21 protein-coding genes are annotated in these 24548 nt (G+C 65.5%); 8 read left to right on the top strand and 13 right to left on the bottom strand.

All coding sequences use genetic code 11. The features are described 5' to 3' along the window. Nucleotides 1-11: 11 nt before the first annotated feature. The 5 genes from C0R46_RS03530 to C0R46_RS03510 form a co-directional block, all read right to left on the bottom strand. Nucleotides 12-1817 carry an IlvD/Edd family dehydratase gene (locus tag C0R46_RS03530; protein WP_102958594.1) on the bottom strand — a complete coding sequence of 602 codons (1806 nt, stop codon included), beginning with the start codon at nucleotides 1815-1817 and terminating at the stop codon, nucleotides 12-14. Nucleotides 1818-1831: 14 nt separating this feature from the next. Further along, nucleotides 1832-2599 carry an SDR family oxidoreductase gene (locus tag C0R46_RS03525; RefSeq protein WP_198598226.1) on the bottom strand — a complete coding sequence of 256 codons (768 nt, stop codon included), beginning with the start codon at nucleotides 2597-2599 and terminating at the stop codon, nucleotides 1832-1834. A gap of 67 nt (nucleotides 2600-2666) precedes the next feature. After that, entirely contained in the window at nucleotides 2667-3686 is a 1020-nt protein-coding gene (gene dmpG, locus C0R46_RS03520; RefSeq protein WP_102958172.1) for a 4-hydroxy-2-oxovalerate aldolase, read from the bottom strand. Beyond that, entirely contained in the window at nucleotides 3686-4621 is a 936-nt protein-coding gene (locus tag C0R46_RS03515; protein WP_102958171.1) for an acetaldehyde dehydrogenase (acetylating), read from the bottom strand. The genes dmpG and C0R46_RS03515 overlap by 1 nt, the downstream gene beginning before the upstream one ends. A gap of 70 nt (nucleotides 4622-4691) precedes the next feature. Next, the gene (locus tag C0R46_RS03510; RefSeq protein WP_102958170.1) at nucleotides 4692-5804 is read right to left on the bottom strand and encodes an isocitrate/isopropylmalate dehydrogenase family protein; all 1113 of its coding nucleotides are present in this window, start codon (nucleotides 5802-5804) and stop codon (nucleotides 4692-4694) included. A gap of 367 nt (nucleotides 5805-6171) precedes the next feature. Here C0R46_RS03510 and C0R46_RS03505 point away from each other — a divergent pair, with 367 nt between their 5' ends. From C0R46_RS03505 to C0R46_RS03470, 8 genes are all read left to right on the top strand, one after another. Further along, nucleotides 6172-7203, top strand: a complete 1032-nt coding sequence (locus C0R46_RS03505) for an amidohydrolase family protein (RefSeq protein ID WP_198598225.1) — start codon at nucleotides 6172-6174, stop codon at nucleotides 7201-7203. Between the two features lie 71 nt (nucleotides 7204-7274). Continuing rightward, nucleotides 7275-8282 carry a TRAP transporter substrate-binding protein gene (locus C0R46_RS03500; RefSeq protein ID WP_102958169.1) on the top strand — a complete coding sequence of 336 codons (1008 nt, stop codon included), beginning with the start codon at nucleotides 7275-7277 and terminating at the stop codon, nucleotides 8280-8282. Nucleotides 8283-8312: 30 nt separating this feature from the next. Continuing rightward, entirely contained in the window at nucleotides 8313-8852 is a 540-nt protein-coding gene (locus C0R46_RS03495; RefSeq protein ID WP_102958168.1) for a TRAP transporter small permease, read from the top strand. Beyond that, nucleotides 8849-10114 (top strand): TRAP transporter large permease, encoded by a 1266-nt coding sequence (locus tag C0R46_RS03490; RefSeq protein ID WP_102958167.1) that lies wholly within the window; start codon nucleotides 8849-8851, stop codon nucleotides 10112-10114. The genes C0R46_RS03495 and C0R46_RS03490 overlap by 4 nt, the downstream gene beginning before the upstream one ends. A 140-nt stretch (nucleotides 10115-10254) precedes the next feature. Then, a complete protein-coding gene (locus C0R46_RS03485; protein WP_102958591.1) occupies nucleotides 10255-11241 on the top strand; it encodes a Bug family tripartite tricarboxylate transporter substrate binding protein in 987 nt (328 codons plus the stop codon). Nucleotides 11242-11316: 75 nt separating this feature from the next. Then, nucleotides 11317-11772, top strand: coding sequence for a tripartite tricarboxylate transporter TctB family protein (locus C0R46_RS03480; protein WP_157944543.1), 456 nt, complete (start codon nucleotides 11317-11319; stop codon nucleotides 11770-11772). A 14-nt stretch (nucleotides 11773-11786) separates the two neighbouring features. Next, the gene (locus C0R46_RS03475) at nucleotides 11787-13295 is read left to right on the top strand and encodes a tripartite tricarboxylate transporter permease (RefSeq protein ID WP_102958165.1); all 1509 of its coding nucleotides are present in this window, start codon (nucleotides 11787-11789) and stop codon (nucleotides 13293-13295) included. A gap of 94 nt (nucleotides 13296-13389) precedes the next feature. Continuing rightward, entirely contained in the window at nucleotides 13390-14052 is a 663-nt protein-coding gene (locus tag C0R46_RS03470; RefSeq protein ID WP_102958164.1) for a GntR family transcriptional regulator, read from the top strand. An 84-nt stretch (nucleotides 14053-14136) separates the two neighbouring features. Here C0R46_RS03470 and C0R46_RS03465 read toward each other — a convergent pair whose 3' ends face one another. The 8 genes from C0R46_RS03465 to C0R46_RS03430 all read right to left on the bottom strand — a co-directional run bounded on the left by C0R46_RS03465 (nucleotide 14137) and on the right by C0R46_RS03430 (nucleotide 24498). Further along, complete coding sequence (locus tag C0R46_RS03465) at nucleotides 14137-14949, bottom strand: SDR family NAD(P)-dependent oxidoreductase (protein ID WP_102958163.1); 813 nt, start codon at nucleotides 14947-14949, stop codon at nucleotides 14137-14139. A gap of 487 nt (nucleotides 14950-15436) precedes the next feature. Then, entirely contained in the window at nucleotides 15437-17284 is a 1848-nt protein-coding gene (locus C0R46_RS03460) for an ABC transporter ATP-binding protein (RefSeq protein WP_198598224.1), read from the bottom strand. Beyond that, nucleotides 17281-18615, bottom strand: a complete 1335-nt coding sequence (locus C0R46_RS03455; protein ID WP_157944542.1) for a M20/M25/M40 family metallo-hydrolase — start codon at nucleotides 18613-18615, stop codon at nucleotides 17281-17283. The genes C0R46_RS03460 and C0R46_RS03455 overlap by 4 nt, the downstream gene beginning before the upstream one ends. Beyond that, nucleotides 18612-19502, bottom strand: coding sequence for an ABC transporter permease (locus tag C0R46_RS03450; RefSeq protein ID WP_102958160.1), 891 nt, complete (start codon nucleotides 19500-19502; stop codon nucleotides 18612-18614). The genes C0R46_RS03455 and C0R46_RS03450 overlap by 4 nt, the downstream gene beginning before the upstream one ends. Next, nucleotides 19495-20415: an ABC transporter permease gene (locus C0R46_RS03445; RefSeq protein WP_102958159.1), complete on the bottom strand. Its 921-nt coding sequence runs from the start codon at nucleotides 20413-20415 to the stop codon at nucleotides 19495-19497. The genes C0R46_RS03450 and C0R46_RS03445 overlap by 8 nt, the downstream gene beginning before the upstream one ends. A 43-nt stretch (nucleotides 20416-20458) precedes the next feature. Next, nucleotides 20459-21994 carry an ABC transporter substrate-binding protein gene (locus C0R46_RS03440; protein ID WP_102958158.1) on the bottom strand — a complete coding sequence of 512 codons (1536 nt, stop codon included), beginning with the start codon at nucleotides 21992-21994 and terminating at the stop codon, nucleotides 20459-20461. A gap of 43 nt (nucleotides 21995-22037) precedes the next feature. Then, nucleotides 22038-23393 (bottom strand): M20/M25/M40 family metallo-hydrolase, encoded by a 1356-nt coding sequence (locus C0R46_RS03435; RefSeq protein ID WP_102958157.1) that lies wholly within the window; start codon nucleotides 23391-23393, stop codon nucleotides 22038-22040. A 223-nt stretch (nucleotides 23394-23616) separates the two neighbouring features. After that, nucleotides 23617-24498, bottom strand: coding sequence for a LysR family transcriptional regulator (locus C0R46_RS03430; protein ID WP_245413432.1), 882 nt, complete (start codon nucleotides 24496-24498; stop codon nucleotides 23617-23619). Between the last annotated feature and the right edge of the window lie 50 nt (nucleotides 24499-24548).

Below are 24548 nucleotides of genomic sequence, written 5' to 3'. Positions count from 1 at the left end.
GGTAGACCTCGTCAGTGGTTGTGGCGCGGCAGCGTCCTGGCGATCTGCTGGAACTCCAGCGCTTCTTCGAGGCAGGCGCCGGTGTCGAGTTGGCCGACCGTCTGGCGGTAAAGCGCCTGCCAGGGCGTCGCGCTCGCCGGCACGGGCGGCGTGCCGTCGGCTCGGCGGCGCTCGATCTCGGCCTCGTCCACCAGCATGTCGCAGCGCCGGGCGTTCAGGTCGATGCGGATGGTGTCGCCGGTCCGCAGCCAGGCGAGGCCGCCGCCGGCCGCCGATTCCGGCGAGGCGTTGACGATCGACGGGCTGTCGGAGGTGCCGGAGATGCGGCCGTCGCCGAGCGTCGGCAGGCTGTTGATGCCGCGCTGGAGCAGCGCGTCCGGCGGCTGCATGTTGACGACCTCCGCCGCGCCCGGCCAGCCGAGCGGGCCGGCGCCGCGCACGACGAGGATGCAGCGCTCGTCGATGTCGAGCGCCGGATCGTTGATGCGGGCGTGGTAGTCCTCCGAGCCGTCGAAGACGATGGCGCGCGCTTGGAAAACCCTGGGATGCTCCGGATCGGCGAGGTAGCGCGCCTCGAACTCGGCATTGATGACGCTGGTCTTCAGGATGGCGCTGTCGAAGAGATTGCCGGACAGCGAGAAGAAGCCGGCGTTCTGCATCATCGGCCGACCGAAGGGCAGGATGACCTCGCGATCGCGGCTCTCGCGGCCGGCGAGGTTCTCGGTCATGGTCCGGCCGCTGACCGTCAGGCAGTCGCCGTCGAGCAGCCCCTGCTGCAGCAGTTCGTACATCACCGCCGGGATGCCGCCGGCGCGGTGGAAGCGCTCACCGAGATAGGCGCCGGCTGGCTGCACATTGGCGAGCAGCGGGATGTCGTAGCCCTCGGCCTGGAAGTCGTCCATCGTCAGCTCGACGCCGGCATGGCGCGCCATTGCGATGAGGTGCGGCGGCGCATTGGTCGAGCCGCCGATCGCCGTGTTGGTGCGGATCGCGTTGATGAAGGCGGCGCGCGTCAGGATCTTCGACGGGCGCAAGTCCTCATAGGCCATGTCGACGATGCGCCTTCCGGTACGATAGGCCATTTGACCGCGTGCGCGGTACGGCGCCGGGATCGCCGCGCAGCCGGTCAGCGACATGCCGAGCGCCTCGGCCATGCCGTTCATGGTGGAGGCGGTGCCCATCGTGTTGCAGTGGCCAAGCGAGGGCGCCGAATCCATCGCCATGTCGAGGAACTCGTCCTCGTCGATCTCGCCCTTGGCGAGCTTGCGGCGGGCCTGCCAGATGACCATGCCGGAGCCGGCAAGCTGCGCCTCGTGCCAGCCGTCGAGCATCGGCCCGCCGGAAAGGACGATGGCAGGGATGTCGACGGTGGCCGCCGCCATCAGCGCGGAGGGCGTGGTCTTGTCGCAGCCCGTCGTCAGCACCACGGCGTCGAAGGGGTAGCCGTAGAGAATCTCGACGAGGCCGAGATAGGCGAGGTTACGATCGAGCGCTGCGGTCGGGCGCTTGCAGTTCTCGAAGATCGGATGGGTCGGGAACTCGATCGGGATACCGCCGGAATCGCGGATGCCGTCGCGGATGCGCTTCACCAGGTCGACATGGACGCGGTTGCACGGCGTCAGGTCACTGCCGCTCTGGGCGATGCCGACGATCGGCTTGCCCGAGCGCAGCTCCTCCGGCGTCGTGCCGTAGTTCATGAAGCGCTCGAGATAGAGCGCCGTCATGTCGATATGGTCCCGGTTGTCGAACCAGTCCTGCGAGCGAAAGCGGCGCTTCTCGCGGTTGTCAGACGGCGTTTCGGTCGGCTTGGTCGTCATGCTCATGTCTTCCGTCAGCCGCGGCCGAGATAGGGCATTGTCGTCGCCATCACGGTGACGAAGGGGATGTTCGCGTTCAGCGGCAGCCTGGCCATGTGGACGATCGTCTGGGCGACATGGGCGGCGTCAAAGGTCGCCTCCGGGAGGAGGCGCCCGTCTGCCTGCAGCATGCCCTTGCCCATCTCGACCGTCATGTCGGTCGCAGCGTTGCCGATGTCGATCTGCCCGCACGCGATGGAGAAGGGTCGGCCCTCGATGGCCAGCGACTTGGTCATGCCGGTGATGGCGTGTTTCGCCGCGGTGTAGGCGATCGCATTCGGGCGCGGCACATGCGCCGAGATCGAGCCGTTGTTGATGATGCGCCCGCCCTGCGGCGCTTGGGCCTTCATAGTGCGGAAGGCGGCCTGGGCGACCAGGAAGGCACCGTTCAGGTTGACGCCGATCGAGTTCAGCCAGGTGTCATAGGCGATCGCGTCGATAGCCCCCGCGCCGGCAAAGGTGCCGGCATTGTTGAAGACGAGGTCGACGCGCCCGAAGGTCTCGACCGCCGTCTGGAACAGGTGATCGACACCAGTAGGATCGGTGACGTCGGTTGGGACAGCCAGGGTGCGGCCGGCACCTTCGCCGGCGCTGGCGGCCATCCGGCCGGTTTCCTCGAGCGCTTCTGCCCGCCGGCCGGCCAGGACGACGTGAAAACTGGCCTCGACGAGGGCGAGCGCCGCTCGCCGGCCGATGCCCGAACCGGCTCCCGTGACGATGGCGATTTGTGCAGACGTTTCCAACGGGCGGTCCTCCTCCAACCGTAGGCGAGAAAGGCCGGCCGCGTGGTGACGGCCGGACCCGGAGCGATCAGGCGCTCTTGCGCTGCCCGAGCAGGTCGAGCGCAACGTCGACGATCATGTCCTCCTGGCCGCCGACCATGCGGCGCTGCCCGAGCTCGATCAGGATGTCGCGCACGTCGACGCCGTAGACCGACGAGGCCTTCTCGGAATGGCGCAGGAAGGACGAGTAGACGCCGGCATAGCCGATCGAGAGCGTCTCACGGTCGACACGGACCGGGCGGTCCTGCAGCGGGCGCACCAGATCGTCGGCGGCATCCATCAGCTTGAAGAGATCGGTGCCGTGGTTCAGCCCCAGACGATCGGCGACGGCGATGAACACCTCCAGCGGCGCATTGCCGGCCCCTGCCCCCATGCCGGCGAGCGAGGCGTCGACGCGAGTGGCGCCATGCTCCACCGCCGTCACGGAGTTGGCAACGCCCAGCGACAGGTTGTGATGGGCATGGATGCCGACCTGCGTCTCAGGCTTCAGGGCCTGGCGCAGGGCATCGACGCGCTCGGCGACGCCCTTCTGAGTCAGGGCACCGGCGGAATCGGTGCAGTAGACGCAGTGTGCGCCATAGCTCTCCATCAGCAACGCCTGCTCGGCGAGACCGGCCGGCTCCTGCATATGGGCCATCATCAGGAAGCCAGAGACGTCGAGGTCGATCGAGCGGGCATAGGCGATGTGCTGGGCCGCGACATCGGCCTCGGTGCAGTGGGTGGCCACGCGCACCGAGCGCACGCCGGCATCCTTGGCCGCCTTCAGGTCATGGACGGTGCCGATGCCCGGTAGGAGCAGCGTCGTGAGCTTGGCGTGCTTGAGGGACGCGGCCACCGCTTCGATCCATTCGAGATCGGAATGGCGCCCGAAGCCGTAGTTGAAGCTCGATCCCGCCAGCCCGTCGCCATGGGCAACCTCGATGGCGTCGACCTTGGCATCATCCAGCGCCTTTGCGATCGCCGCTGCCGTCTCCAGATCGTACTGATGGCGGATGGCATGCATGCCGTCGCGCAAGGTGACGTCCTGGATGTAGAGCTTGTCCGCCATCACTCGGTCTCTCCCATGTGCCGCTCGACCATCCGCTCCGCCGCCGCGAGCGCGGCCGAGGTCATGATGTCGAGGTTGCCGGCATAGGCCGGCAGGTAGTGGCCGGCCCCCTCCACCTCGAGGAAGGCCGTGACCTTCAGGCCGGAGCGCGGCCCTAGCCCCGGGATCTGCAGCGGCTCGTTGTGACTGATCGTCTCGAACTGCAGCTCCTGCTTCAGCCGGTAGCCCGGAACATATGCCTTGACCGTCTCGACCATGGCCGCGACCGAGGCGCGGATGGCCTCCTTGTCCGTCGACTGCGTCAGGCAGTAGACCGTGTCGCGCATGATCATCGGCGGCTCTGCCGGATTGAGGACAATGATCGCCTTCCCCCGCTCGGCGCCGCCCACTGTCTCGATCGCCTTCGAGGTCGTTTCGGTGAATTCGTCGATATTGGCGCGCGTGCCGGGACCGGCGGACTTCGAGGCGATCGAGGCAACGATCTCGGCATAGTCGACCTTGCCGACACGCGAGACCGCCGCGACGATCGGGATCGTGGCCTGGCCGCCGCAGGTGACCATGTTGATGTTGTCGCTGCCGACATTGGCGTCGAGATTGACCGGCGGAATGACATAGGGGCCGATCGCCGCCGGCGTAAGGTCGATGACCTTCTTGCCGTCCTTCGCCAGCTGCTCGGCATGGCGAACATGCGCCTTCGCCGATGTCGCGTCGAAGACGATGTCGATCTCGGCATAGATCTCGCTGCGGCGTAGACCGTCGAGACCCTCATGCGTGGCGAAGTAGCCGAGCCGCTTCGCCCGGGCGAGGCCTTCCGAGGCGGGATCGACGCCGACCATGGCCGCCATCTCGATGTGCCTGGCCTTGCGGGCGATCTTGATCATCAGGTCGGTGCCGATATTGCCCGAGCCGATGATCGCTGCTTTTCTCTTTGCCATCCCTGATCCCTCCCTTGCGAATTAGCGGTGTGACGGACGCAGGGCGCCCGCCACCGCCGACCCGCAGCGATTAAGCGGCGGCTTCGTCCAGCGCGGCCGGCAGGTTCTGGATCACCAGTTCCGCGATCCCGCTCGTCGAGGCATTGCCGCCGAGGTCGCGCGTCAGGCCTTTGGGCGAGCCCATGGCAGCGTTGACGGCGCGGTCGATCTGGGCAGCCGCACGTCCCAGGCGCTCGTCTCTATGGCGTTGCCCGAGCCATTCGAGCATTGAGGCCGCCGACAGGATCGAGCCGTAGGGATTGGCGATGTTCTGGCCGGCGATCGTCGGCGCCGAGCCGTGCGCGGCCTGGAAGAAGCCGTTGCGCTCGCCAAGTTCGGCAGAGGGCGACATACCCATGCTGCCGACGGTGACCGCCGCGAGATCGGAGATGATGTCGCCGAACATGTTCTCGGTGACGATGACGTCGTAGAATCCCGGCCGCTCGATCAGATGGCAGGTCATCGCGTCGGCATAGGCGTAGTCCTTCTCGATATCGGGATACTCCTCACCGACCTCGTTGAAGACCTTGCGGAAGAAGGCGTAGGACCGAAGGACGTTGGCCTTGTCGCAGCAGGTCACGCGGCGCTTGCCGTCGGACGGCGCTCCGTTACGGCTGCGAGCCAGCTCGAAAGCGCTACGGCAGATGCGCTCGATGCCCTTGCGGGTCATCGTCAGCGTATCGACTGCCAGCTCGTCGCGCAGGATCACGCCGTTGCCGCGCGCGGCATAAAGGCCTTCGGTGTTCTCGCGCACGATGACGTAGTCGATGTCGCCGGGCTTACGATCTCGCAGGCGCGAGGTGATGCCGGGACGCAGCTTGATCGGACGGATGTTGGCGTAGAGGTCGAGCCGGAAGCGCATCTGCAGGCCGAACTCGATGCCGACCTCGGTACCGTCAGCATAGGTGACCTCCGGGATGCCGGTCGCACCATGCAGGACGGCATCCGACGCCTTGCAAGCTTCGAAGGTCTCGTCGGGGAAGACGCTGCCGGACTTCAGGTACTCGCCGGCGCCAGCCGGAAGATCCCGGAAGTTGAAGGCGGACGAGACGTCAGGAATGGCCTGGATCACGTCGAGAGCCGCCTGGCAGACCTCGCGACCAATACCGTCACCATGCACAACAACGACATCGTACTTCTTCATATCGCTCCGCCCTTACAATGCAGTCGGGAATGTCGGTCGCGTCCGCTCCAAGACGCCAACCTCAGCCCTAAACACGCACTTTGAATATATCAAGAGATATTTTTTGAGGACGGGTTGACCACCTGATTCTGGGCGACAGAGGATGCGACACTCCTATGTTACTAAAATCCCTCGAAAAATTCTTTGTTCGTAGATTTTCGAATAGCATAGCCGTGCAAGGGTCTTGCGTCCGGCGGGATAACAGATAATGTCTAAATATATTTGACGCGAGGTAGGAAGCCTGTCGTGAACCCCGCCGCAACCAGCGATCTTCGTTACGCAGCCAGCGTCCGCGCCGACGCATTCACGGACTGAACGGGATCGCCACGTGAGCCTGCAAGCCGGCACCCTCTCGCCGCATCACCCGGTTCGACCTGCCTGGCTGTCGCAGCACAGCGAGGTGGCCCTCGATCCTGGCTTGGAGATCGTCGATTCCCATCATCACCTGTGGGACAGGCCGGAGAACCCGTATGGCGCGGCCGACTTCCTGAACGACGCGGCTGCCGGACACCGGATCGTTTCCAGCGTCTTCATCGAATGCGGCACGCATTACCGCAGTGACGGCCCAGTCGAATTCCGGCCGGTCGGCGAGGTCGCGTTCGCCGCCGGTGTGGCCGGAGGTATCGACGCGCAGGTTGCGACCTCAGTCAGCGCGGCCATCGTCGGCCATGTCGATCTGACGTCGCCTGAGGCGGAGGCGGTCATCGCCGCGGAGCAGGCTGCGGCGCAGGGTCGTCTGCGCGGTGTCCGGCAGATCGCGGCATGGCACGCCGACCCGGCCGCACGCGCATCATTGGCGTCGCCGCCGCCCGATCTCCTGTCGGACGCGCGATTCCACAAGGGCCTGCGCGTCCTTGCGGCGCGGGGGCTCTCGCTCGACGTCTTTGTCTACCACACGCAGCTCGGCCAGTTGCTCGATCTCGTGCAAGCCAATCCGGACCTCACCTTCGTCGTGGATCATATCGGCGGGCCCATCGGCATCGGCCCCTACAGGTCCAAGCGCGACACCGTCTTCACCGACTGGCATGCCGGGATGCGCAGGCTCGCCGGCTGTCCCAACGTCCGCGTCAAGCTGACCGGGCTCGGCATGCGCCTGTTCGGCTTCGGCTTTGTTGATCGGCCGCAGCCGCCCTCGTCGCGGGATCTCGCCAATGCCTGGGCGCCGTATGTCGAGACCTGCATCGCGCTCTTCGGCGCCGAGCGGTGCATGTTCGGTTCCAACTTTCCGGTCGACAAGGGCACCTGCAGCTACGCCGTTCTCTGGAACGCCTTCAAGCGCATCACCGCCGAGATGAATGCCGAGGAGCGCGCCGCGCTCTTCGCCGGCACGGCACGCCGTGTCTATCGCCTGACGCACTGACTCCGGGAGGGGAGCAGGGCGCAGTTTCACGGTTGCGGGAACGTCAACCGATTCATGGGGAGGAGAAGCAGATGGATACAGTACGAAGGAAGCTGGTGCTCGGCCTCGGCGTCACCGGTGCCGCCGCTCTGTGGATGCCGGCCGTCATCGGACGCGCGCAGGCGCAGTCCTCGGTCCGGCTGACGCTGGCGCACAACTCGCCGGAGAGCAGCCCGAAGGGCCTCGGCGCCAAGAAGTTCGCCGAGCTGGTGAAGGCCAAGACGGAAGGCCGCGTGACGGTCAACGTGGCGCCGTCCGAGCAGCTCGGCAACGAGAACAGCAACATGGCGGGCTTGCGGACCAGCACGCTCGACTTCGGGGCGCTCGGCCAGGGTGCTCTGCTCTCTATCGTGCCGGAGGTCGCCGCGATCGGCCTGCCCTTCCTGTTCTCGACCCTTCAGACCGCCTGGGCTGCGATGGACGGCCCGGCCGGACAGGAGCTCGTCGCCAAGATCGAGGAGAAGGGCCTGGTGCATCTCGGCTGGTGGTGCAACGGCATCCGCCAGACCACCAACAGCAAGCGTGCGATCACCACGCCCGAGGATCTGCGGCATCTGAAGATCCGCACGCCGCTTGATCCGACTACGGTCGAGATGTTCTCGGCCATGGGCGCAAACCCGCAGCAGATCTCCTATGGCGAGGTCTATCTCGCGCTGCAGAGCGGCGTCGTCGACGGGCAGGAGAACCCGCTCGCCAATATCAAGGCGGCCAAGTTCTACGAGGTCCAGAAGTTCCTGAGCCTCACCAAGCACAAATACGAGGTGACAACGCTGCTCGCCAGCAAGACGGCCATGGCCCGCGTGCCCGAGGCCGACCGCGAGCTCGTCCGGCAGGCCGCAACCGAGGCGCGCGACTACCAGCGCCAGACCATGGCCGAGCAGGAAGAGCAGCTCGCCAAGGAATTCGGCTCGATGGAGGGCATCACCGTCAACGACGTCGACACGGCACCCTTCGTCAAGGCGACGGAAGTCGTCTGGGACGAATGGGAGAAGAAGCCCTTCGGCGATTTCGTCAAGAAGCTCAGGGCTGCGCGCGCTTAATCGCGCAGCCTCATCATCGGGAGACTCCCCATGGCCTCTGCGCCGATGCCGCTCGTCCTCGCTCGCACCGTCGAGCGCGGGATAGAGTGGCTATGCAACGCGGTGATGCTGGTGACGGGGCTGGCGATGCTGGCCCTGCTCACCCTCGTCGCCGCCATGCGCTACCTCTTGGAGAGCGGCCTGAACGCCGCGCCCGACCTGACGGAGGTGCTTTTCGCCTTTTTCGTGGTCGCCGGCATCGTCCAGGCGGCGCGCATGGGCGTCCATGTCGCCACGCAGATGCTCCTGAGCCTGCTGCCCCCGGCAGGTCGTCGCGTCCTATCCATCATCATCCATGTCGTCACGGCCGCAACCTACCTGCTGCTCGCCTGGTACGCTTATCAGAACGCGGTTATCGCCAATGACCAGACCAGTCCGGTGCTGCAAATCCCGATGAGCGTCGGCTATGGCGCGCTGACGGCAGGCCTTGCCCTCGTCGCGGTCTGCAGCCTCACGGCAATCGTGCGTCTCATCGTCGGACACGAGCGTGTCGTAGTTGATCTCGCCGACCCGGGAGCGGCCGTTACATGAGCATTATCGCCGGTCTCATCTTCGCGCTTCTCCTCGCACTCTCCTTCCCTGTGGCGCACGCCCTGATCATCGGCGCTACGGTGGGCGTGCTGACGTCGGACTTCATGTCGCCTTTCGCGATCATCCAGCAGCTGTTCCTGCCCACGCAGAGCTTCCCGCTGGTAGCGATCCCCTTCTTCGTCATGGCCGCGACCCTGATGATGAGCGGCAAGCTGGGACGTCACCTGATCGACTTCGCCACCGATCTCGTCGGGCGGTTCCGCGGCGGCCATGCGCAGGTCTCGGTGCTGGGGTCCACCCTGTTCGGCGGCGTTTCCGGCTCGGCGGTTGCGGACGCCACCGCACTGGGCGGTATGCTCATCCCCTGGCAGGTGCGCATGGGTTATCCCAGGGCGTTCTGCGGCGCGACAATCGCGGCTGCCTCAACGATTGACATCCTGATCCCCCCCTCTATCCCTCTCATCCTCTACTCGCTGGTGTCGGGCGCTTCGATCGGCGCGCTGTTCTTCGCAGGTCTTCTGCCCGGCGTCATGCTGGCAGTCGGCTTCATGGCTGTCTGCAACATCAGCGCCCGTCTGCGCGGCTTTCCCTACGACCGCACGCCGGTGCAGTGGAGCCAGATGGCCAGCCGCGCCGTCTATGCAGCACCCGCCTTGCTGATGCCCGTCCTGGTGCTCCTGTCGCTGCGCTTCGGCGTGCTGACGCCAACCGAGATCAGTACCGCGGCGGTCGTGTATGCCATGCTCGTTTCCGGCCTGTTCTATCGCGACCTGACTTGGGAGCGGCTGAAGGAGAGCGTCTACACCGCAGGTGTCGCCACGGGCGTTGTGCTGCTCTTGATCATGGCGTCCACATCGGTCGGCTTCATCCTGACGATCGAGCAGATCCCGGAGCGCTTCCTCAACTGGGCCCAGAGCAACTTCGAGGCGAAGTGGTCGGTCATCCTCTTGATGAACGTGATGATGTTCGTCGCCGGGATGTTCATCGACCTTCCGGCCGCCGTGCTGCTCTTGGCGCCCCTCTTCGTGCCGATGGCCAACGCCTACGGCATCGATCTCGTCCAGCTCGGCATCATGATGGTGGTGAACCTGGCGATCGGCCTCTACACGCCGCCCGTCGGCACCACGCTGTTCATCGGCAGCATGCTGTCAAAGGCCTCGATCGGCCAGACGGTGAAGGAGTTGCTGCCCTTCTATGCCGTCGGCATCATCGTGCTTCTGCTGATGAGCTACGTCCCGCAGTTCACCATGCACGGCATGTAGCGCCCTCCCCCACGCATCACGCCCGGCTTCATCCGGGTCTTGCCTCAGCCTCCGGTCGGCTCCCCCGATCGGAGTGCCACAGCCAGCCCATGCCGGCATGGGACATCTTCAACGACAACAGTGCCAAGGGAGCAGGACCCATGTTCACGCGCAGACTCGTGCAGTTCGCCGCGGTCGCTTGTATCGCAGCCGCCTCCGTCGCGACCGGCGCCTTGCCGGCTCAGGCGCAGGAGTGGCCGAGCAAATCCGTCCGCATTCTGGTCGGCGCCAATCCGGGCGGCGGCAGTGACACGCTCGCCCGGCTTCTCGGCCAGGCTTTCACCGAGCAAACCGGCCAGCCCTTCGTCATCGAGAACCGGCCGGGCGCCTCGAACACGATCGCGGCCGACGTCACGGCGAAGGCCGAGAAGGACGGCTATGCGCTGCTTGTTGCCGCCAGCACGTCGGTGTCGATCGCGCCGCACCTGATCAAGCTCGGCTACGATACGCTCAAGGACCTGCAGCCGGTCGGCCTGATCGCGCTCGTGCCCAATGTCCTCGTCATCAACAAGGACATGGGCATCAACAGCGTCGCCGAACTGGTCGACTACATGAAGGCCAATCCGGGCAAGGTGAAATACGGCTCGTCCGGCTTCGGCTCGACGCATGTCATCCTGGCCGAGCAGTTCAACCTCTCGGCGGGCGTGAAGTCGGTGCACATCCCCTACAAGGGCGCCAGCCAGACCCAGATCGACATCATCGCCGGCAAGATCCAGATGACCTTCGACACGGTTCCGGCCGCGCTCGAGCAGATCAAGGCCGGCAATCTGAAGCCGCTCGCGGTCACCAGCCCGCAGCGTCTGCCGGAGATGCCGGACGTGCCGACGATCGCGGAGGCCGGCTATCCGGACGTAGCGATCCAGGTGATGTACGCGCTCTATACGACCGGCGGCACGCCGCGCGAAGTCGTCGACCAGATCAATGGCAGCCTCAACAAGGTGCTGGCCCACGCGCCGGTGAAGAAGCGGCTCGCCGAGTTCGGCGGCACCATCGAGACCATGGACGTCGACGCCTTCACCGCCTTCAACCAGAAGGAATATGACCGCTTCGGCGCGCTGATCGCCAAGGCCGGGATCAAGGCGAGGTAAGGCGCCGAGATGCGCCAGGCCGGCCGGCGTTCGCGTCGGCCGGCCCTCCTGCCTTTCCAGCCGAGGACGCCAGAGGTGAATATCAGACTGAACCGGGATCTCGTCAGCGGCGGCGTCTTCGTCGCCGCCGGAGCGGCCTTCGCCGTCACCGCCTCGGGCTACGACATCGGCAGCGCCTCCGAGATGGGAACGGGCTATTTCCCGCTTTGCATCGGCATTCTCCTGGCGGTTCTCGGCGTCTTCGTGATCGCTCAAGCGCTTCGCTCGGATATCGGAGCCGAGAGCGTCAATCTGAGACTGCGCGCCGTACTTCTGATCCTCGCCTCGCTGCTGGCCTTCTATGTCCTGCTTCCGATCCTCGGCCTGCCGCTGTCGACCTTCATCACCTTCGTCATCGCCGCGAAGGCCGATCCCGAGACGCCGCTGACGCAGATTGTCGCCGCCGGAGCCGGACTGGCGATCATCGCCTACCTCCTGTTCGTGGTGGCTCTGGGACTGCCGATCCAGGCGTTCCCGGCCCTCCTGAGCTAACGGGAGCGAACGAGATGGACATCTTTGCCAATCTATCGCTCGGCTTCCAGACGGCGATCAGCCTGGAGGGCATGTTCTACGCGCTGATCGGAACGCTACTGGGGACCGCGATCGGCGTGCTTCCGGGGCTCGGCCCGGTCGCCACCATCGCCATGCTGCTGCCGCTGACCTATGGGCTGCAGCCGGAACTCGCCCTGATCATGCTGGCCGGCATCTTCTACGGCTCGCAGTATGGCGGCTCGACGACGTCGATCCTCGTGAACATCCCGGGCGAATCCGCGTCCGTCGTCACTTGCCTCGACGGCCATCAGATGGCCAAGCAAGGCCAGGCCGGCACAGCACTCGCCACCGCCGCGATCGGCTCCTTCTTCGCCGGCACCGTCTCCACCTTCCTCATCGCCGGCTTCGCCCCGGTGCTGGCGACCGTCGCCTTCCAGTTCGGACCGGCCGAATACTTTTCGCTGATGGTCCTCGGCCTGATCGGCGCGATCGCGCTCGCCCACGGCTCGATGATCAAGGCGCTTGGCATGATCCTCCTCGGGCTGCTGCTCGGGCTCGTCGGGACGGACGTCACATCAGGCGGCCAGCGCTACACGTTCGGTCTGTCGGAGCTCTTCGACGGCATCGACTTCGTCGCCGTGTCGATGGGCCTCTTCGGCATCACCGAGGTCATCACCAATGCCGGCGCATCGACCGACAGGAACGTTCTGACCAGCAAGCTGCACGGCCTCTTCCCCGATCGGCAGCAGCTGGGGCGAATGGCGCCGGCGATCTTGCGCGGCACCGCGCTCGGCTCATTCCTCGGCCTGCTGCCGGGCGGCGGGGCAACGCTCTCGTCCTTCACCGCCTATGCCGTGGAGAAGAAGATCTCCCGGACGCCCGGCGCCTTCGGCAAGGGGGCAATCGAAGGCGTCGCCGCGCCGGAGGCTGCCAACAACGCCGCCTCGCAGACCTCCTTCATCCCGATGCTGACGCTCGGCATCCCGGGCAATGCGGTGATGGCACTGATGATCGGCGCGATGATGATGCACAACATCACGCCGGGCCCTGAGGTCGCGACGACCAACCCACGGCTCTTCTGGGGCCTGATCGTCTCCATGTGGTTCGGCAACCTGGTCCTCCTGGTGCTGAACCTTCCGTTGATCCGGATCTGGATCAAGCTGCTCAGCGCGCCGTACCGGCTGCTCTTCCCCGCCATCGTGGTGGTCGCCTGCATCGGCGTCTACAGCGTCAACAACAGTACCTTCGGCATCCTGCTTCTGGCCGCTTTCGGCCTCGCCGGCTACCTCCTGGCCGTGCTCGGCTGCGAGCCGGCGCCGCTGCTGCTCGGCTTTGTGCTCGGTCCCTGGATGGAGGAATATTTCCGCCGGGCCATGCTGATCGCCGATGGCGACTTCACCGTCTTCGTCACCGAACCGCTGTCGGCCGTGCTTCTGGCGCTCGCCGTCATCATCCTGGCAATCTTCACGATGCCGGCGGTTCTGCGAAAACGGGACGCTGCCTTCGTCGAGAAGGAAGAATAAAGCAGCATGAGCGATCGACACCTGCCGCGAGCATGTCTCGGCACCGCCTGCAATCTGCTATACGTCCGGCACTCGGCAGCAGGGGAATGAGCGCGTGGCGCGTGCCTACGATACAGCCTATCGCACGATCAAACACTGGATCCAGGAAGGCGAGATCCCGCCGGGCGGGCTGATCGACGAGAACGAGACTGCTCGGAAGCTGGAGACGTCCCGGACGCCAGTGCGCGAGGCACTGCTGCGTCTGCAGTCCGAAGGCTTCATCGAGATCGCCCGCGGCAAGGGCATTCGCGTCCTGCCGCTGTCGAGTGCCGACATGCGTGAGATCTACCAGGTGATCTCGGGCCTCGAGGTCGTGGCCGTATCGCTCCTCGCCCGCAAGCGGCCATCCAGCGAAGAGGTCGAGCCGCTGTTCCGGGCGACACGCGAGATGGAGGAGGCGCTCGCCCGGCAGGATGTCAACGGCTGGGGCAAGGCCGACGAGACCTTCCACCGCGAGCTGCTGCGCTTGTCCGGCAACCGCAAGCTCTACGAGGTCGGCTGCCAGATGCGCGATTTCGTGCTGCGGGCGCATATGGTGGCGCTCCGGCTGCAGACGGACGAGTACCGGCAGCGCTCGACCGCCAACCACGCCGAGCTGATCATCGCGATCCTGACGCGCAACAGCCAGACCGTTGCGGATGCCCATTTCGCCCAGCGCCTGCGCGGCGAGGACGCACTGATCGCAGTGGTCGAAAAGTTCAAGGTCGCCAGCCTGTAGGTGCCGCCGCGCCGTGCAAACGCGCGCTCATCCCATGCGACATGACCCGATCAGACGGCGGGTCGTCCGGTACTTGGCTCCGGTTCAGCCGGCGAGCTGCACGTAGCCGCCATCCACCATGATTTCGGCGCCGGTGATGTAGCTGGCTTCGTCCGAGGCCAGAAAAACCGCGACCGACGCAACCTCGAACGGGGTGCCGAGCCGGCCCATCGGGATTGCCGCTTCCCGGCGCGCCCTCAGCAACGCCAGATCGCTTTCGCCAAACGCCTTGCCATACGTGCTGCGTGCAGCGCCTTCCTGCATCGGCGTGTCGATGGCGCCAGGGTGGAGGCAGTTGGCCCGGATGCCGGTGGCGGCGTATTGCAGCGCCACGCTCCGGGTGAAGGCTGGAATTGCGCCTTTCGTGGTGGAATATGCCAGCATCGGAGCGCCGGTGTAGCGAAGGCCCGCGATCGAGCCGATGTTGGTGATGACGCCCCGGCGCTGAGATTCCATGACGGGGATCACGTATTTGCAGGTCAGGAACATCGACTTCAGATTAGTGGACACCGCCCAGTCCCAATCCGCCTCGTCGAGCTCGACGGGACCGCCGCTGCGGATGACGCCGACGTTATTGTGCAAGACGTCGATCGCACCGCCGAAGGAGTCCTGTGCGAACTCCACGGCCGCCCTCACGCTGGCTGACGAGGTAACATCGGCAGTGAAGGCGGCGCAGTCGCCGCCTTCTGCCGCCACTTGCGTCCGTGTAACCTCCAACGATGCTGCGTCGGCATCGATGGCAAGGACCTTGGCCCCTTCGCGCGCATAAGCGAGCGCGGCCGCCCGGCCATTGCTCATGCCCGCGCCGCTCGCGCCGGCCCCTACTACGATCACCACCTTGCCGTCCAGTCGAGCCATGCTTCTGCGCCTACGCCATCGTGTCGTTCGCCTCAGTGTGTGGAATATATTATCTGATATTTTCTGCAAAGGCAGGGTCAGCGGAAATGACGGATCACCTCAGACAATGGCTACACCGCAGGTGTTAGCCCCTTCCTCAGCCGAATAGAGGCGCTAGTCTGCGAACATATTCCCCATGTTTGACGTTGCCCTCCGCTGCTTGCTCCGGTGACGATGACGGTTTTGTCGCGCAGTTCCCGGATGACCGCCCTCCGCGCCAAGTGCACGGGGACCTGCATGGTAGATGAAGACACAGGATGATCAGCGCGCGGAGGGAACATGCCGGACGCGCGTAGAGCCGCCTGCGCGAGCTGTGGCAGGCTGGTGCGTGATAGCGGCACTGTCACCGTGGCCGTCGCGGAGATCGAGATGATGGTCTTTCGACAGTGGTCCTCCCGTTGATCTACGCCACGACGCAATCTCTTCTTACGGTTGAAGCTCGCGGCGCTCACCCCTGGAGAACGAGGTGCCCCTCACCGACCTCGCGAAAGGCGAGCTCCGGCACGCGGTAGTCGACCGGACGGATAGCGCTCGGGATGTCCGCCTCCGTGCCGGATGCGCGTCGCATCGTACGGCGAGACGGATCGGCGGCGGGCACGGCCGCCAGGAGCTTGCGCGTGTAGGGGTGCTGCGGATTTTCGAAAACGGCAGCGCGGGGCCCAATCTCCACGATCCTGCCGAGATACATGACGGCGACGCGGTGGCTGATCCGCTCCACCACCGCCATGTCATGCGAGATGAAGACATAGGCGATGCCGAGGCTCTGCTGGAGATCCAACATCAAGTTCACGATCTGGGCCTTGATGGACACGTCCAGTGCCGACACCGCCTCATCCGCGATGATGATCTTGGGCTCCAGGGCCAATGCACGGGCAATGCAGATGCGCTGGCGCTGCCCGCCAGAGAACTCGTGCGGAAATCGCTGAGCCGTCTCCGCCGAGAGCCCCACCCGGTGCAAAAGCTCTACGACCCGCTGGCGGACCCCGCTCCGGGAAGCCGCTCCATGCGTCAGCATGGGTTCGGCAATCGCTGACCCAACCGTCGCGCGCGGGTCGAGGCTGGCGAACGGGTCCTGGAAGATCATCTGCATGCCGCGCCGGGCCCGGCGCAATTCGGCCGGCTTCATCGCCCGGATGTCCTTGCCGTCGACGGTGACGGATCCTGCGGTCGGATCGACGAGGCGCAGGATCGAACGGCCCGTGGTCGATTTTCCGCAGCCGGATTCACCGACCAGCGAGAGGGTCTCGCCGGGTTGAACGGAAAAGCTGACCGACTCGACCGCATGGACGCGGCCACGCAGACCGCCGAACAGGCCCTTGCGGATCGGAAAGCGCGTCGTGAGGTTCTTCACCTCCAGCACCGGCTGCGCCCTCGGACGCATCTCTGAGTCGGCCGGGACCGGCGACTGGTTCTCGCGCTGACGGCCGGTGGCGGGATCGATCAGCGGGAAACGCGACGGGGCCGACGTTCCCTTCATCGAACCCAGCTTTGGAACTGCCGAGAGGAGCGCGCGGGTATAGGGATGGCGCGGATTGGCGAAGATGTCCGCCGTCGCTCCCATCTCAACCGTCTTGCCCTGGTACATCACCACCGTCTCGTCGGCGACCTCGGCGACGACCCCCATGTCGTGCGTGATGAACAGAACCGACATGCCCTCCTCGTCCTGGAGAGACTTGATGAGGTCCAGCGTCTGAGCCTGGATCGTCACGTCCAGCGCGGTGGTCGGCTCGTCGGCAATCAACAGCTTCGGCCGGCACGCGAGCGCCATGGCGATCATGACCCGCTGGCGCATGCCGCCGGAGAAGCGGTGCGGATACTCGTCGAAGCGCGAGCGCGCCTCCGGGATGCGGACCTTCTCCAGGAGTCGCACCGTCTCGGCGCGAGCCGCTGCGAAGGACATGCCGCGATGCCGGATCAGAACCTCCGCAATCTGGTAGCCTATGGTGAGAAGCGGATTGAGGCTCGTCATCGGCTCCTGGAAGATCATCGCGACGTCGTTGCCGCGGATCCGGCGCATCGCATCCATGGGAAGCGTGGTCAGTTCCTCGCCATTGAGCCGCACGCTGCCGCCGATCCGACTCTTGCGACCCGGCAGGAGGCGCATGATCGAGAGCGCCGTCACGCTCTTGCCGGAGCCGGACTCGCCGACGACCGCCAGCGTGCGCCGCGGACCGATGGTGAACGAGACGTCTTCGACGACGGTGCGGAGCGAACCGTCCTGCTGCCGGAAGGCCGTCGACAGGCCCTCGACGGCGAGAACCGGCGTCTCGACCAAATCCTTTGCAGGTGCGCTCACCGTCCTGCCCTCGCGCCGGCCGCGCGGTAGAGCCGGAGGAAATCGGCGATGATCTCGCGGTTCAGATGAAAGTGCGGGATCATGATGTTCTCGTTGGCGGCATGATCGTTGGAGCCCTGCCAGGAGCAACCCGGGTCCTGGACAAGGCTGTAGCCCAGATGACGCCGGAAGAGGTGGCGGGGGCCGGAGCCGGCACCCATGGGATGGACGTGATAGGGGGTACCGCTCCGGCGGCAGGCGGCATCGAGCGCGACCATCACGGGATCGAAGAGGTCGCACTTGTCAGGATCGCTTCCGCCTTCCGCCTTGATCTCGATGTCGGTGAAACCGTGCCGCGAGAGATGGGCGCGCACGCGCTCCTCCATGGCTGCCGCCGTCTGCCCGGGAACGAGCCGGATGTCGAGCAAGGCGCTGGCAGAGCCCGGCAACACCGTGCCGCCGCCCGGGCCGCTGCCGAGCCAGGCAATGTTGAAGGTCGGCGCGAACATCGAGGCGCGCATCGGATCCGGCTCCGCCTCGGGCCGGAGCGCGTCATGGCCGACCGCGTCAAGAAAAGCGCTGCGGTCGAACTCCAGTGCGGCCATTGCGGCCTCGTCCGCCGCATCCGGGCCGAGGATGCCGTCTTCGAACCCTTCGACGAGGACCTTGCCGCTCGCCTCGTCGCGCATGGCCGCGAGAGCCGCGACGAGGCGCCAGGCGGCGCTCGGCAGCACGGCTGCCCATTTTGAATGGTTGTCCTGCCGCCCTGCCCCTGCGGTCAGACGCAAGCCGCAGCGCCCCTTGCAACCAGCGCGGATTGCCATGCTGCCGTCCTCGGCGCGGGCACCTCCCGAGTACAGTCCGCCATTGGCCTGTAGCCGTTCGCGTTCCGAGAGGATGATCCGCTCCAACGAGGGGCTGCCGATCTCCTCCTCGCCGTCGACGAGAAAGGTGATGCCCACCGGCGCCCCGCCCGCTGCCTGGAGGCGGCGCACTGCCGCGAGGCGCGAGATGAAGCTCGCCTTGTGGTCGGAGGCGCCGCGCGCCATCAGGCGGTCGCCTTCGATCAGCGGCTCGAACGGATCGTGCGCCCAGGCCGAACGCTCGCCCGGCGGAACGACGTCGTAGTGGTTGTAGAAGAGGAGACGTCCCGGCCCTCCGCCTGCGAGGGTGGCGATCACCGCCGGCGCCTCTGCGGGCCCGGCGAATATAACCTTGAAACCGGCCTCGCGCAGGAGCGATCCGCAGAGTTCGGCGGCCGCGCGTTTGGCATCGGCATTGCCGGCGTGGCTCGGGATGCGCAGCAGCGCCAGAAGGTTGGACAAGTCGCGGTCGGCGGTCGAGGCGGTCACGAGTCGCTCCTCGGGTCGAAGCGATCGCGCAGCCAGTCGCCGATGAAAATAAGCGACAGTGTCAGCAGCGTGATCATGAGACCCGGAAAGGCCGCGAGCCACCAGGCCGTTGCCACATAGCCGCGTCCATCTGCAAGCATCCTGCCCCAGGTGACGGTCGGCGGCTGCACGCCGAAGCCGAGAAAAGAGAGCGAGGCCTCGAGGATGATGAGCATGGCGACGTTCATCGTGGCGATGACGATGATCGAACCGAGGACGTTCGGCAGGACATGCTTGAACATCGTCACGACCGGCCGCTGCCCGATGGTGCGGCTGGCCTCTATAAATTCGCGCCGCTTGATCGTCAGGACCTCGCCTCGCACGACCCGCGCGAAGGTGGTCCAGTTGATGCAGCCGATGATGAGGATGAGGAGCAGCAGGCTCTGGCCGAAGACGGCGAGCACCGTCAGGTAGAGGAGCGTATTGGGAATGGCGAGCAGCGTGTTAACTGCGCCCATCAGCGCGGCGTCGAGCTTGCCGCCGAAGTAGCCCGAGACGAGGCCGACGCAGACGCCGATCATCAGCGCCACCGCAACGCCGAGGAAGCCGACCAGAAGGGCGATGCGGCTGCCGAAGATCAGCCGTGACAGCATGTCCCGGCCAAGATGATCGGTGCCGAGCACATGCTGGGCGACACCGCCCTCCAGCCATGAGGGCGGCGCGAGGCGGGCGCGCAGGCTGGGGATCGCCGGATCGAAAGGCGCGAGCAGCGGGGCGAAGAGCGCCATCGCGACGAAAGCCAGGAGGATCACGATCCCGACTGCTGCGAGCGGCGAAAGGCGCAGGTCGAGCGCGGCGAACGGCCGGAGGCGCCAGCCTGCCGACGGGGCGAGCTCAAGGTCAGACATGCTGGATCCTTGGATCGATGAGGGAGTAGAGGACGTCCACCAGGAGGTTGACCAGCATCACGATCAGCGCGGCGAGGATGACGATGGTCTGCACCACGGCCATGTCGCGCGAGTTGATCGCCTGGATCGCCAAGAGGCCGATGCCGGGCCAGGCGAAGACCTGCTCGGTAACCACCGCGCCGGCCATCAGCGATGACGCCTCGAGGCCGATCACCGTCAAGTAAGACAGAAGCGCATTGCGTATGGCATGGCGCAGCATCACGGCCGTAGGACCAATGCCCTTAGCGCGGGCGGTGCGGATGTAGTCCTGGCTCAGTACCTCGATCATGGACGAGCGGAGCAGTCGAGTGAGCACGGCGGCCAGGCTCGCGCCGAGCGCGAGGCCCGGCAGCACGACCGCATAGGCGTCCTCGCGCCCGGAGACCGGGAACCAGCCGAACCAGATCGCGAAGACGAGGATCAGCATGATTCCGAGCCAGAAATTCGGCATTGCCTGCCCGAGCACTGACAGGAAGGAAGCGATCTGGTCGGGGATGCGGCGGCGATACAGTGCCGCGATGATCCCGGCCGGAAGTGAGATGAGGATGGCGTAGACAAGCGCCATCGCGGCAAGGCTCGCCGTCGCCGGCAGGCGCTCCAGCACGACCTCCAGCGCAGGCTGGTTGTTGTAGCGGATGGAGCGGCCGAAATCCCCGGTCAGGAGATCGCCCATGTAGACCGCGTACTGCTCGTAGAGCGGACGGTCGAGCCCGTAGGCCTCGCGAAGCTGGGCGATCTGCGCCTCGGAGGCTTCCTCGCCCAGCATAAGGCTGACCGGGTCGCCCGAGGCGCGCAGCAGCACGAAGACGACCAGCGTGATGCCGAAGAGGACGGGGATCATCTGCAGAACGCGCCGAACGACGTATCCGATCATTTAGACAATCTCCGTTCTCTGCTTCTGCGTCGTCGAGCCGGCGTCAGCCTTTCGGCTTGGCGGCATACATCCAGAGCTGTTCGTCAGGGCTCGGCCTCCAGTCGACGTCCTTGCCGATGCCGATGGTGTTTTCCAGCTGCATGAGGAAGATGATGGAGCGGGAGTCGGTCAGGAGCTTGAAGGCCTCGGCGAGGAGCGCCGACCGTTTCTCAGGGTCGACGGTGACGGCGGACTGGCCAACGACTTCGTCGAAACGCTTGTCGCACCATCCGGTCTTGTTGCTGAACTCCAGTCCGCAACGCGCCCGCTGCACCGCGTGATAGCCGTCCTGAAGGGAGTTGGCATGGCCGATTAGTGCCAGATGCTCGATCTTGTTCGGCTCCCAGATGCGGCTGTTGTAGGAGCTCCATTCCAGCGCCTCGATCTCGGTGTTGATGCCGACCGCGTTCAGCATCACCGAGATGATCTCCAGCATCTCGACATCCAGCGGGTAGCGCCCGCTCGGGCCCTGCAGCTTGAGCGTCAGCTCGTTCGGGCCGTAGCCAGCCTCCTTGAGCAGCGCGACCGCACGCTCGGGATCGTAGAGGAAGGTGTTGTGGTACTCCATCGGCACCGCGGAGAGGCCGGGGGTCACGGCGGCGCGCACCGGGGTGCCGAGGCCGTTGAAGACGGTGTCGATCAGCGCCTTGTTGTCGATCGCGAGGTCAACGGCCTCGCGGACCTTCGGATCGGCCAACGGGGAGCCTTCCTTGGTGTTGACGAAGAGCGTCATGACACGAAAGCTCGGCCAGGGTGCTGTGGTCGCGATGCCCGATGCCTTCACGCGTTCGATGTCCTGGCTCGGAATGTTGGTAGCGATGTCGACGCCGCCGCTGACCAGCTCGCCGACGCGCGTGGAATCCTCGGGGATGGTGCGGTGGATGAGCCGGTCCCAGGCTGGTGCGCCGCGCCAGTGCTCCTTGAAGGCTTCCATTATGATGCGGTCGTCGCGGCGCCACTCGACCATGCGGAACGGGCCGGTGCCGATCGGCTTCTGGGCGAAGCCGTCCCAGCCGACCTTGTCCACATAGGCCTTCGGCACGATGCCGGAGCCGATGCGGCTGACACGGTTGAGGAGGATCGGGTCCGGTCCATCGGTATGGATGATGACCTCGTGGTCGTTGACGACCTCCACCTCGCGGATCGTGTCGTAGAAGGAATGCTGGATCACGCTCTCGTCGAGCGCCGGACGCTCCAACGAGAACTTCACGTCCGCCGCGGTCAGGGGCGTACCGTCATGGAAGAGAACGCCCTCGCGCAGGCGGAAGCGCATGGCCGTGTCTGAGACCTGCTCCCACTCGGTGGCAAGCGCGGGCTGCAGTTCGCCCTTGCCGTCACGCATGAGGAGGTAGTCGAAGATGTTGACGTGGATCGCCTCGATTGCCGCGGTGGTGTGGGCATGGGGATCGAAGCCCGAGGTGTCGATCCCCTGCGCGATGACGAGTTCGCGCTCTTGCGCGTATGCGGGCCCGGCAAACGCGAGCGCCATCGCCGCGCAGCCGGCGACGAGGCCGGCTCGTAACATCTGTCTGATGCTCATCTCACTACCCTCTTGTTGAAGACACGCGGAGCCGTTCGCCGGCTCAACCGGCGCTGGCGTAAAGCTCCATGATCCGGGCGACCTGCTTGGTGGTCAGGAACTGATCCTCCACCGCGATGTTCTCGTCCGGCGCGTGGGCCCGGCTGTCGGCATGCCCGACGCCAAGCGCCACAATCGGCATCTCCGGCACGTGCTTGAAGACGAAGCGCGGACCGGTGCCGGGCGAGCTCGGCAGGATCACCACGGGCCGGCCGTAGACCTCGGCGCCTGCGGCCTGGACGATCTGGACGAAGGGATGGTCGGTCGCCGTGTAGCTCGGCCAGGCTCCCGCTTTCTTGCTGACGAGTTCAATGTCGGGATAGCCGTGGCTGACGAGATGGCTTGAGATCATCTCCGCGACAGCGTCGGGATCCTGCCCCTTGACGAGGCGGCACTCCAGCCTCGCCATGGCCGTCGCGGGGTTGACCGTCTTGTGGCCCGGTCCGGTGTAGCCGCCGGTAATGCCCTGGATGTTGAGCGACGGCGTGTAGAACAGCGCCCGGTTGACGGCATAGTCGTCGTTGCCGGGCACCAGTGTCTCCAGCCCGAGCTTCCTGGCCTGCGCCGCGCCGTTGGCTGGCGTGGAGCGGCAGATCTCCTCGTCGGAGGCGCTGAGCGGCGTTACGGATTCGTAGAAGCCTTTGATCAGCACGCGCCCGTTCGGATCTCGCATGCTCGCCAGTGCCGAGACGAGGCGCCAGATTGCGTTCGGATAGATGTTCGCCTTGCCGGAATGGGAGTCCGCGCTGGCCGTGCGCGCCCGCAGCTCGAATGAGTACATGCCCTTGTTGCCGAGCGTCATGGTCGGGCTCCCCGCGTCGTCGCGGCGGGCGTTCTCCCAAATGCAGGCGTCGGCCTTCAGGAGATCGCGGTGCCGTTCCACCACGACTGGCAGGCTGGGCGAGCCGGACTCCTCCTCGCCCTCGATCAGGAACTTCACCGTCAGCGGCAGACTGCCACGCTCCTTGAGGAGCGCCTCGACAGCGTGGATGCGCGACATCAGCGCGCCCTTGTTGTCGTCGCTGCCCCGGGCATAGAGGCGGCCGTCGCGCACGGCGGGCTCGAAGGGATCCGAGGTCCAAGCCTCTAGCGGTTCGGGCGGCTGCACGTCGTAGTGATTGTAGAAGAGAATCGTCCGGTCGCTGTCGCCCTTGATCTCGGCGTAAACGACGGGAAAGCCGGGACTGTCCAGGAGGCGCGTCTCAGCCCCAAGACCCTGCAGCCGCCGCATCAGCCAGTCGGCCGCCTGCTCCATCACCGACATGTCGTTGCGGGCCGAGATCGTCGGGAGACGCAGGAATTCGATAAGTTCGTCCAGGTGCCCTTGGCGGACGCTGTCCTGATCAAGATATGAGGCCATCTCGTTACCCAATACTGTCCCGCCCCACCCGGTGACGGGCAGGCTCGAAGGTGTTCGTCAACTTTGCTCGACAACAAGCGAGCGCAGGACGGCCACTCCTGTCAAAGTGTTTTGGATAACGGCGACTGATGCGCGATTGTTATCAGAGCTGAATCTGAGCAGCTTGCTGCATGTATAGGCGCGCGGTAGCGCGTTCTGCAGCGACCCAGGGCAGTCCCTCTGCTCAGGTGCAGGGATGGGTCCGGAAAAACGCTTCGACGACTCGCATGAACGATGCTGCGACAGGGCTCATCATGCGTGAGCGCAGTCGAAAGGTGGCGATCGACGAGGTTATGCGAGGCGAATCCAGCGGGAGCGCAGCGACGTGCTCATTCAGGTGCGAGCGCACGTTCGCCCCGTTTTGGATGGCGATCCCGGCCCCTGCTTCCACCAGGCTGAACACCGAGACCGGCGAGTTGACTGTGATCGTATGGCTAAGGCCGAAGCCGCCACGGGCCGCGGCCGCGTCAAACGTCCGCCGAATGATCGAGGTGGGAGGCAGCGAAACCATCGGCTCGCCCCTCAATTCCACCAGGCTGACGGACTCTCGTTCGGCAAAACGGTGGTTGCGTGGCACGATGACGTAATAGGCGACCTCGCAGAGGGCCTCGACGGCAAGGTCTTCATCGGGCTCCATGAACGATGCGAGACCGAAATCGGCGACTCCGAACCGAATCTGGTTGACGACCTCCTCCCGTAGAGCTTCCCGGATCTCGATCGTCACATCGGAGTGGTCGGCTCGATACCGCAGCACGATCTCAGCGAGCATCTTGCTCGCGATGGAGACGGGGCATGCGAGGATGACATGCCCCTGATGGTGCTGCTGCAGCGAGGCCAAGCTGCCGGCGGCCAGATCGAACTCGGCCAGCATCCGGTCGATAACAGGCAGGAACTGCAGGCCGGCCGAGGTCAGCACCACCTGTCGAGTGCTGCGATGGAAGAGCTCGACGCCGAGCTCCGCCTCGGTCGACCGGATCAGCCGCGAAATGCCGGGCTGCGACATCCGCATGTCGACAGAGGCTGCAACGAAGCTGGAGTAGCGGGCGACGGCCTGGACCGCGCGCATCTGCTTGATGGTGAGATTAGGTGGTTCCGCTTTCATCGCAGGCTCTCTGC

Origin of the sequence: Mangrovicella endophytica (assembly GCF_002893625.1) — a bacterium.
Lineage (GTDB): Bacteria > Pseudomonadota > Alphaproteobacteria > Rhizobiales > Rhizobiaceae > Mangrovicella > Mangrovicella endophytica.
The sequence above is the reverse complement of the archived record's forward strand: the minus strand, read 5'-3'. Positions and strand labels throughout refer to the sequence as shown.

What these genes read in the sequence shown, in the direction of transcription:
- C0R46_RS03485 (WP_102958591.1), top strand. Translation starts at nt 10,255, where the DNA reads ATGTTCACGCGCAGACTCGTGCAGTTCGCCGCGGTCGCTTGTATCGCA.
- C0R46_RS03445 (WP_102958159.1), bottom strand. Translation starts at nt 20,415, where the DNA reads ATGATCGGATACGTCGTTCGGCGCGTTCTGCAGATGATCCCCGTCCTC.
- C0R46_RS03515 (WP_102958171.1), bottom strand. Translation starts at nt 4,621, where the DNA reads ATGGCAAAGAGAAAAGCAGCGATCATCGGCTCGGGCAATATCGGCACC.
- C0R46_RS03530 (WP_102958594.1), bottom strand. Translation starts at nt 1,817, where the DNA reads ATGACGACCAAGCCGACCGAAACGCCGTCTGACAACCGCGAGAAGCGC.
- C0R46_RS03440 (WP_102958158.1), bottom strand. Translation starts at nt 21,994, where the DNA reads ATGAGCATCAGACAGATGTTACGAGCCGGCCTCGTCGCCGGCTGCGCG.
- C0R46_RS03435 (WP_102958157.1), bottom strand. Translation starts at nt 23,393, where the DNA reads ATGGCCTCATATCTTGATCAGGACAGCGTCCGCCAAGGGCACCTGGAC.
- C0R46_RS03430 (WP_245413432.1), bottom strand. Translation starts at nt 24,498, where the DNA reads ATGCGCGCGGTCCAGGCCGTCGCCCGCTACTCCAGCTTCGTTGCAGCC.
- C0R46_RS03500 (WP_102958169.1), top strand. Translation starts at nt 7,275, where the DNA reads ATGGATACAGTACGAAGGAAGCTGGTGCTCGGCCTCGGCGTCACCGGT.
- C0R46_RS03475 (WP_102958165.1), top strand. Translation starts at nt 11,787, where the DNA reads ATGGACATCTTTGCCAATCTATCGCTCGGCTTCCAGACGGCGATCAGC.
- C0R46_RS03510 (WP_102958170.1), bottom strand. Translation starts at nt 5,804, where the DNA reads ATGAAGAAGTACGATGTCGTTGTTGTGCATGGTGACGGTATTGGTCGC.
- dmpG (WP_102958172.1), bottom strand. Translation starts at nt 3,686, where the DNA reads ATGGCGGACAAGCTCTACATCCAGGACGTCACCTTGCGCGACGGCATG.
- C0R46_RS03450 (WP_102958160.1), bottom strand. Translation starts at nt 19,502, where the DNA reads ATGTCTGACCTTGAGCTCGCCCCGTCGGCAGGCTGGCGCCTCCGGCCG.
- C0R46_RS03495 (WP_102958168.1), top strand. Translation starts at nt 8,313, where the DNA reads ATGGCCTCTGCGCCGATGCCGCTCGTCCTCGCTCGCACCGTCGAGCGC.
- C0R46_RS03490 (WP_102958167.1), top strand. Translation starts at nt 8,849, where the DNA reads ATGAGCATTATCGCCGGTCTCATCTTCGCGCTTCTCCTCGCACTCTCC.
- C0R46_RS03465 (WP_102958163.1), bottom strand. Translation starts at nt 14,949, where the DNA reads ATGGCTCGACTGGACGGCAAGGTGGTGATCGTAGTAGGGGCCGGCGCG.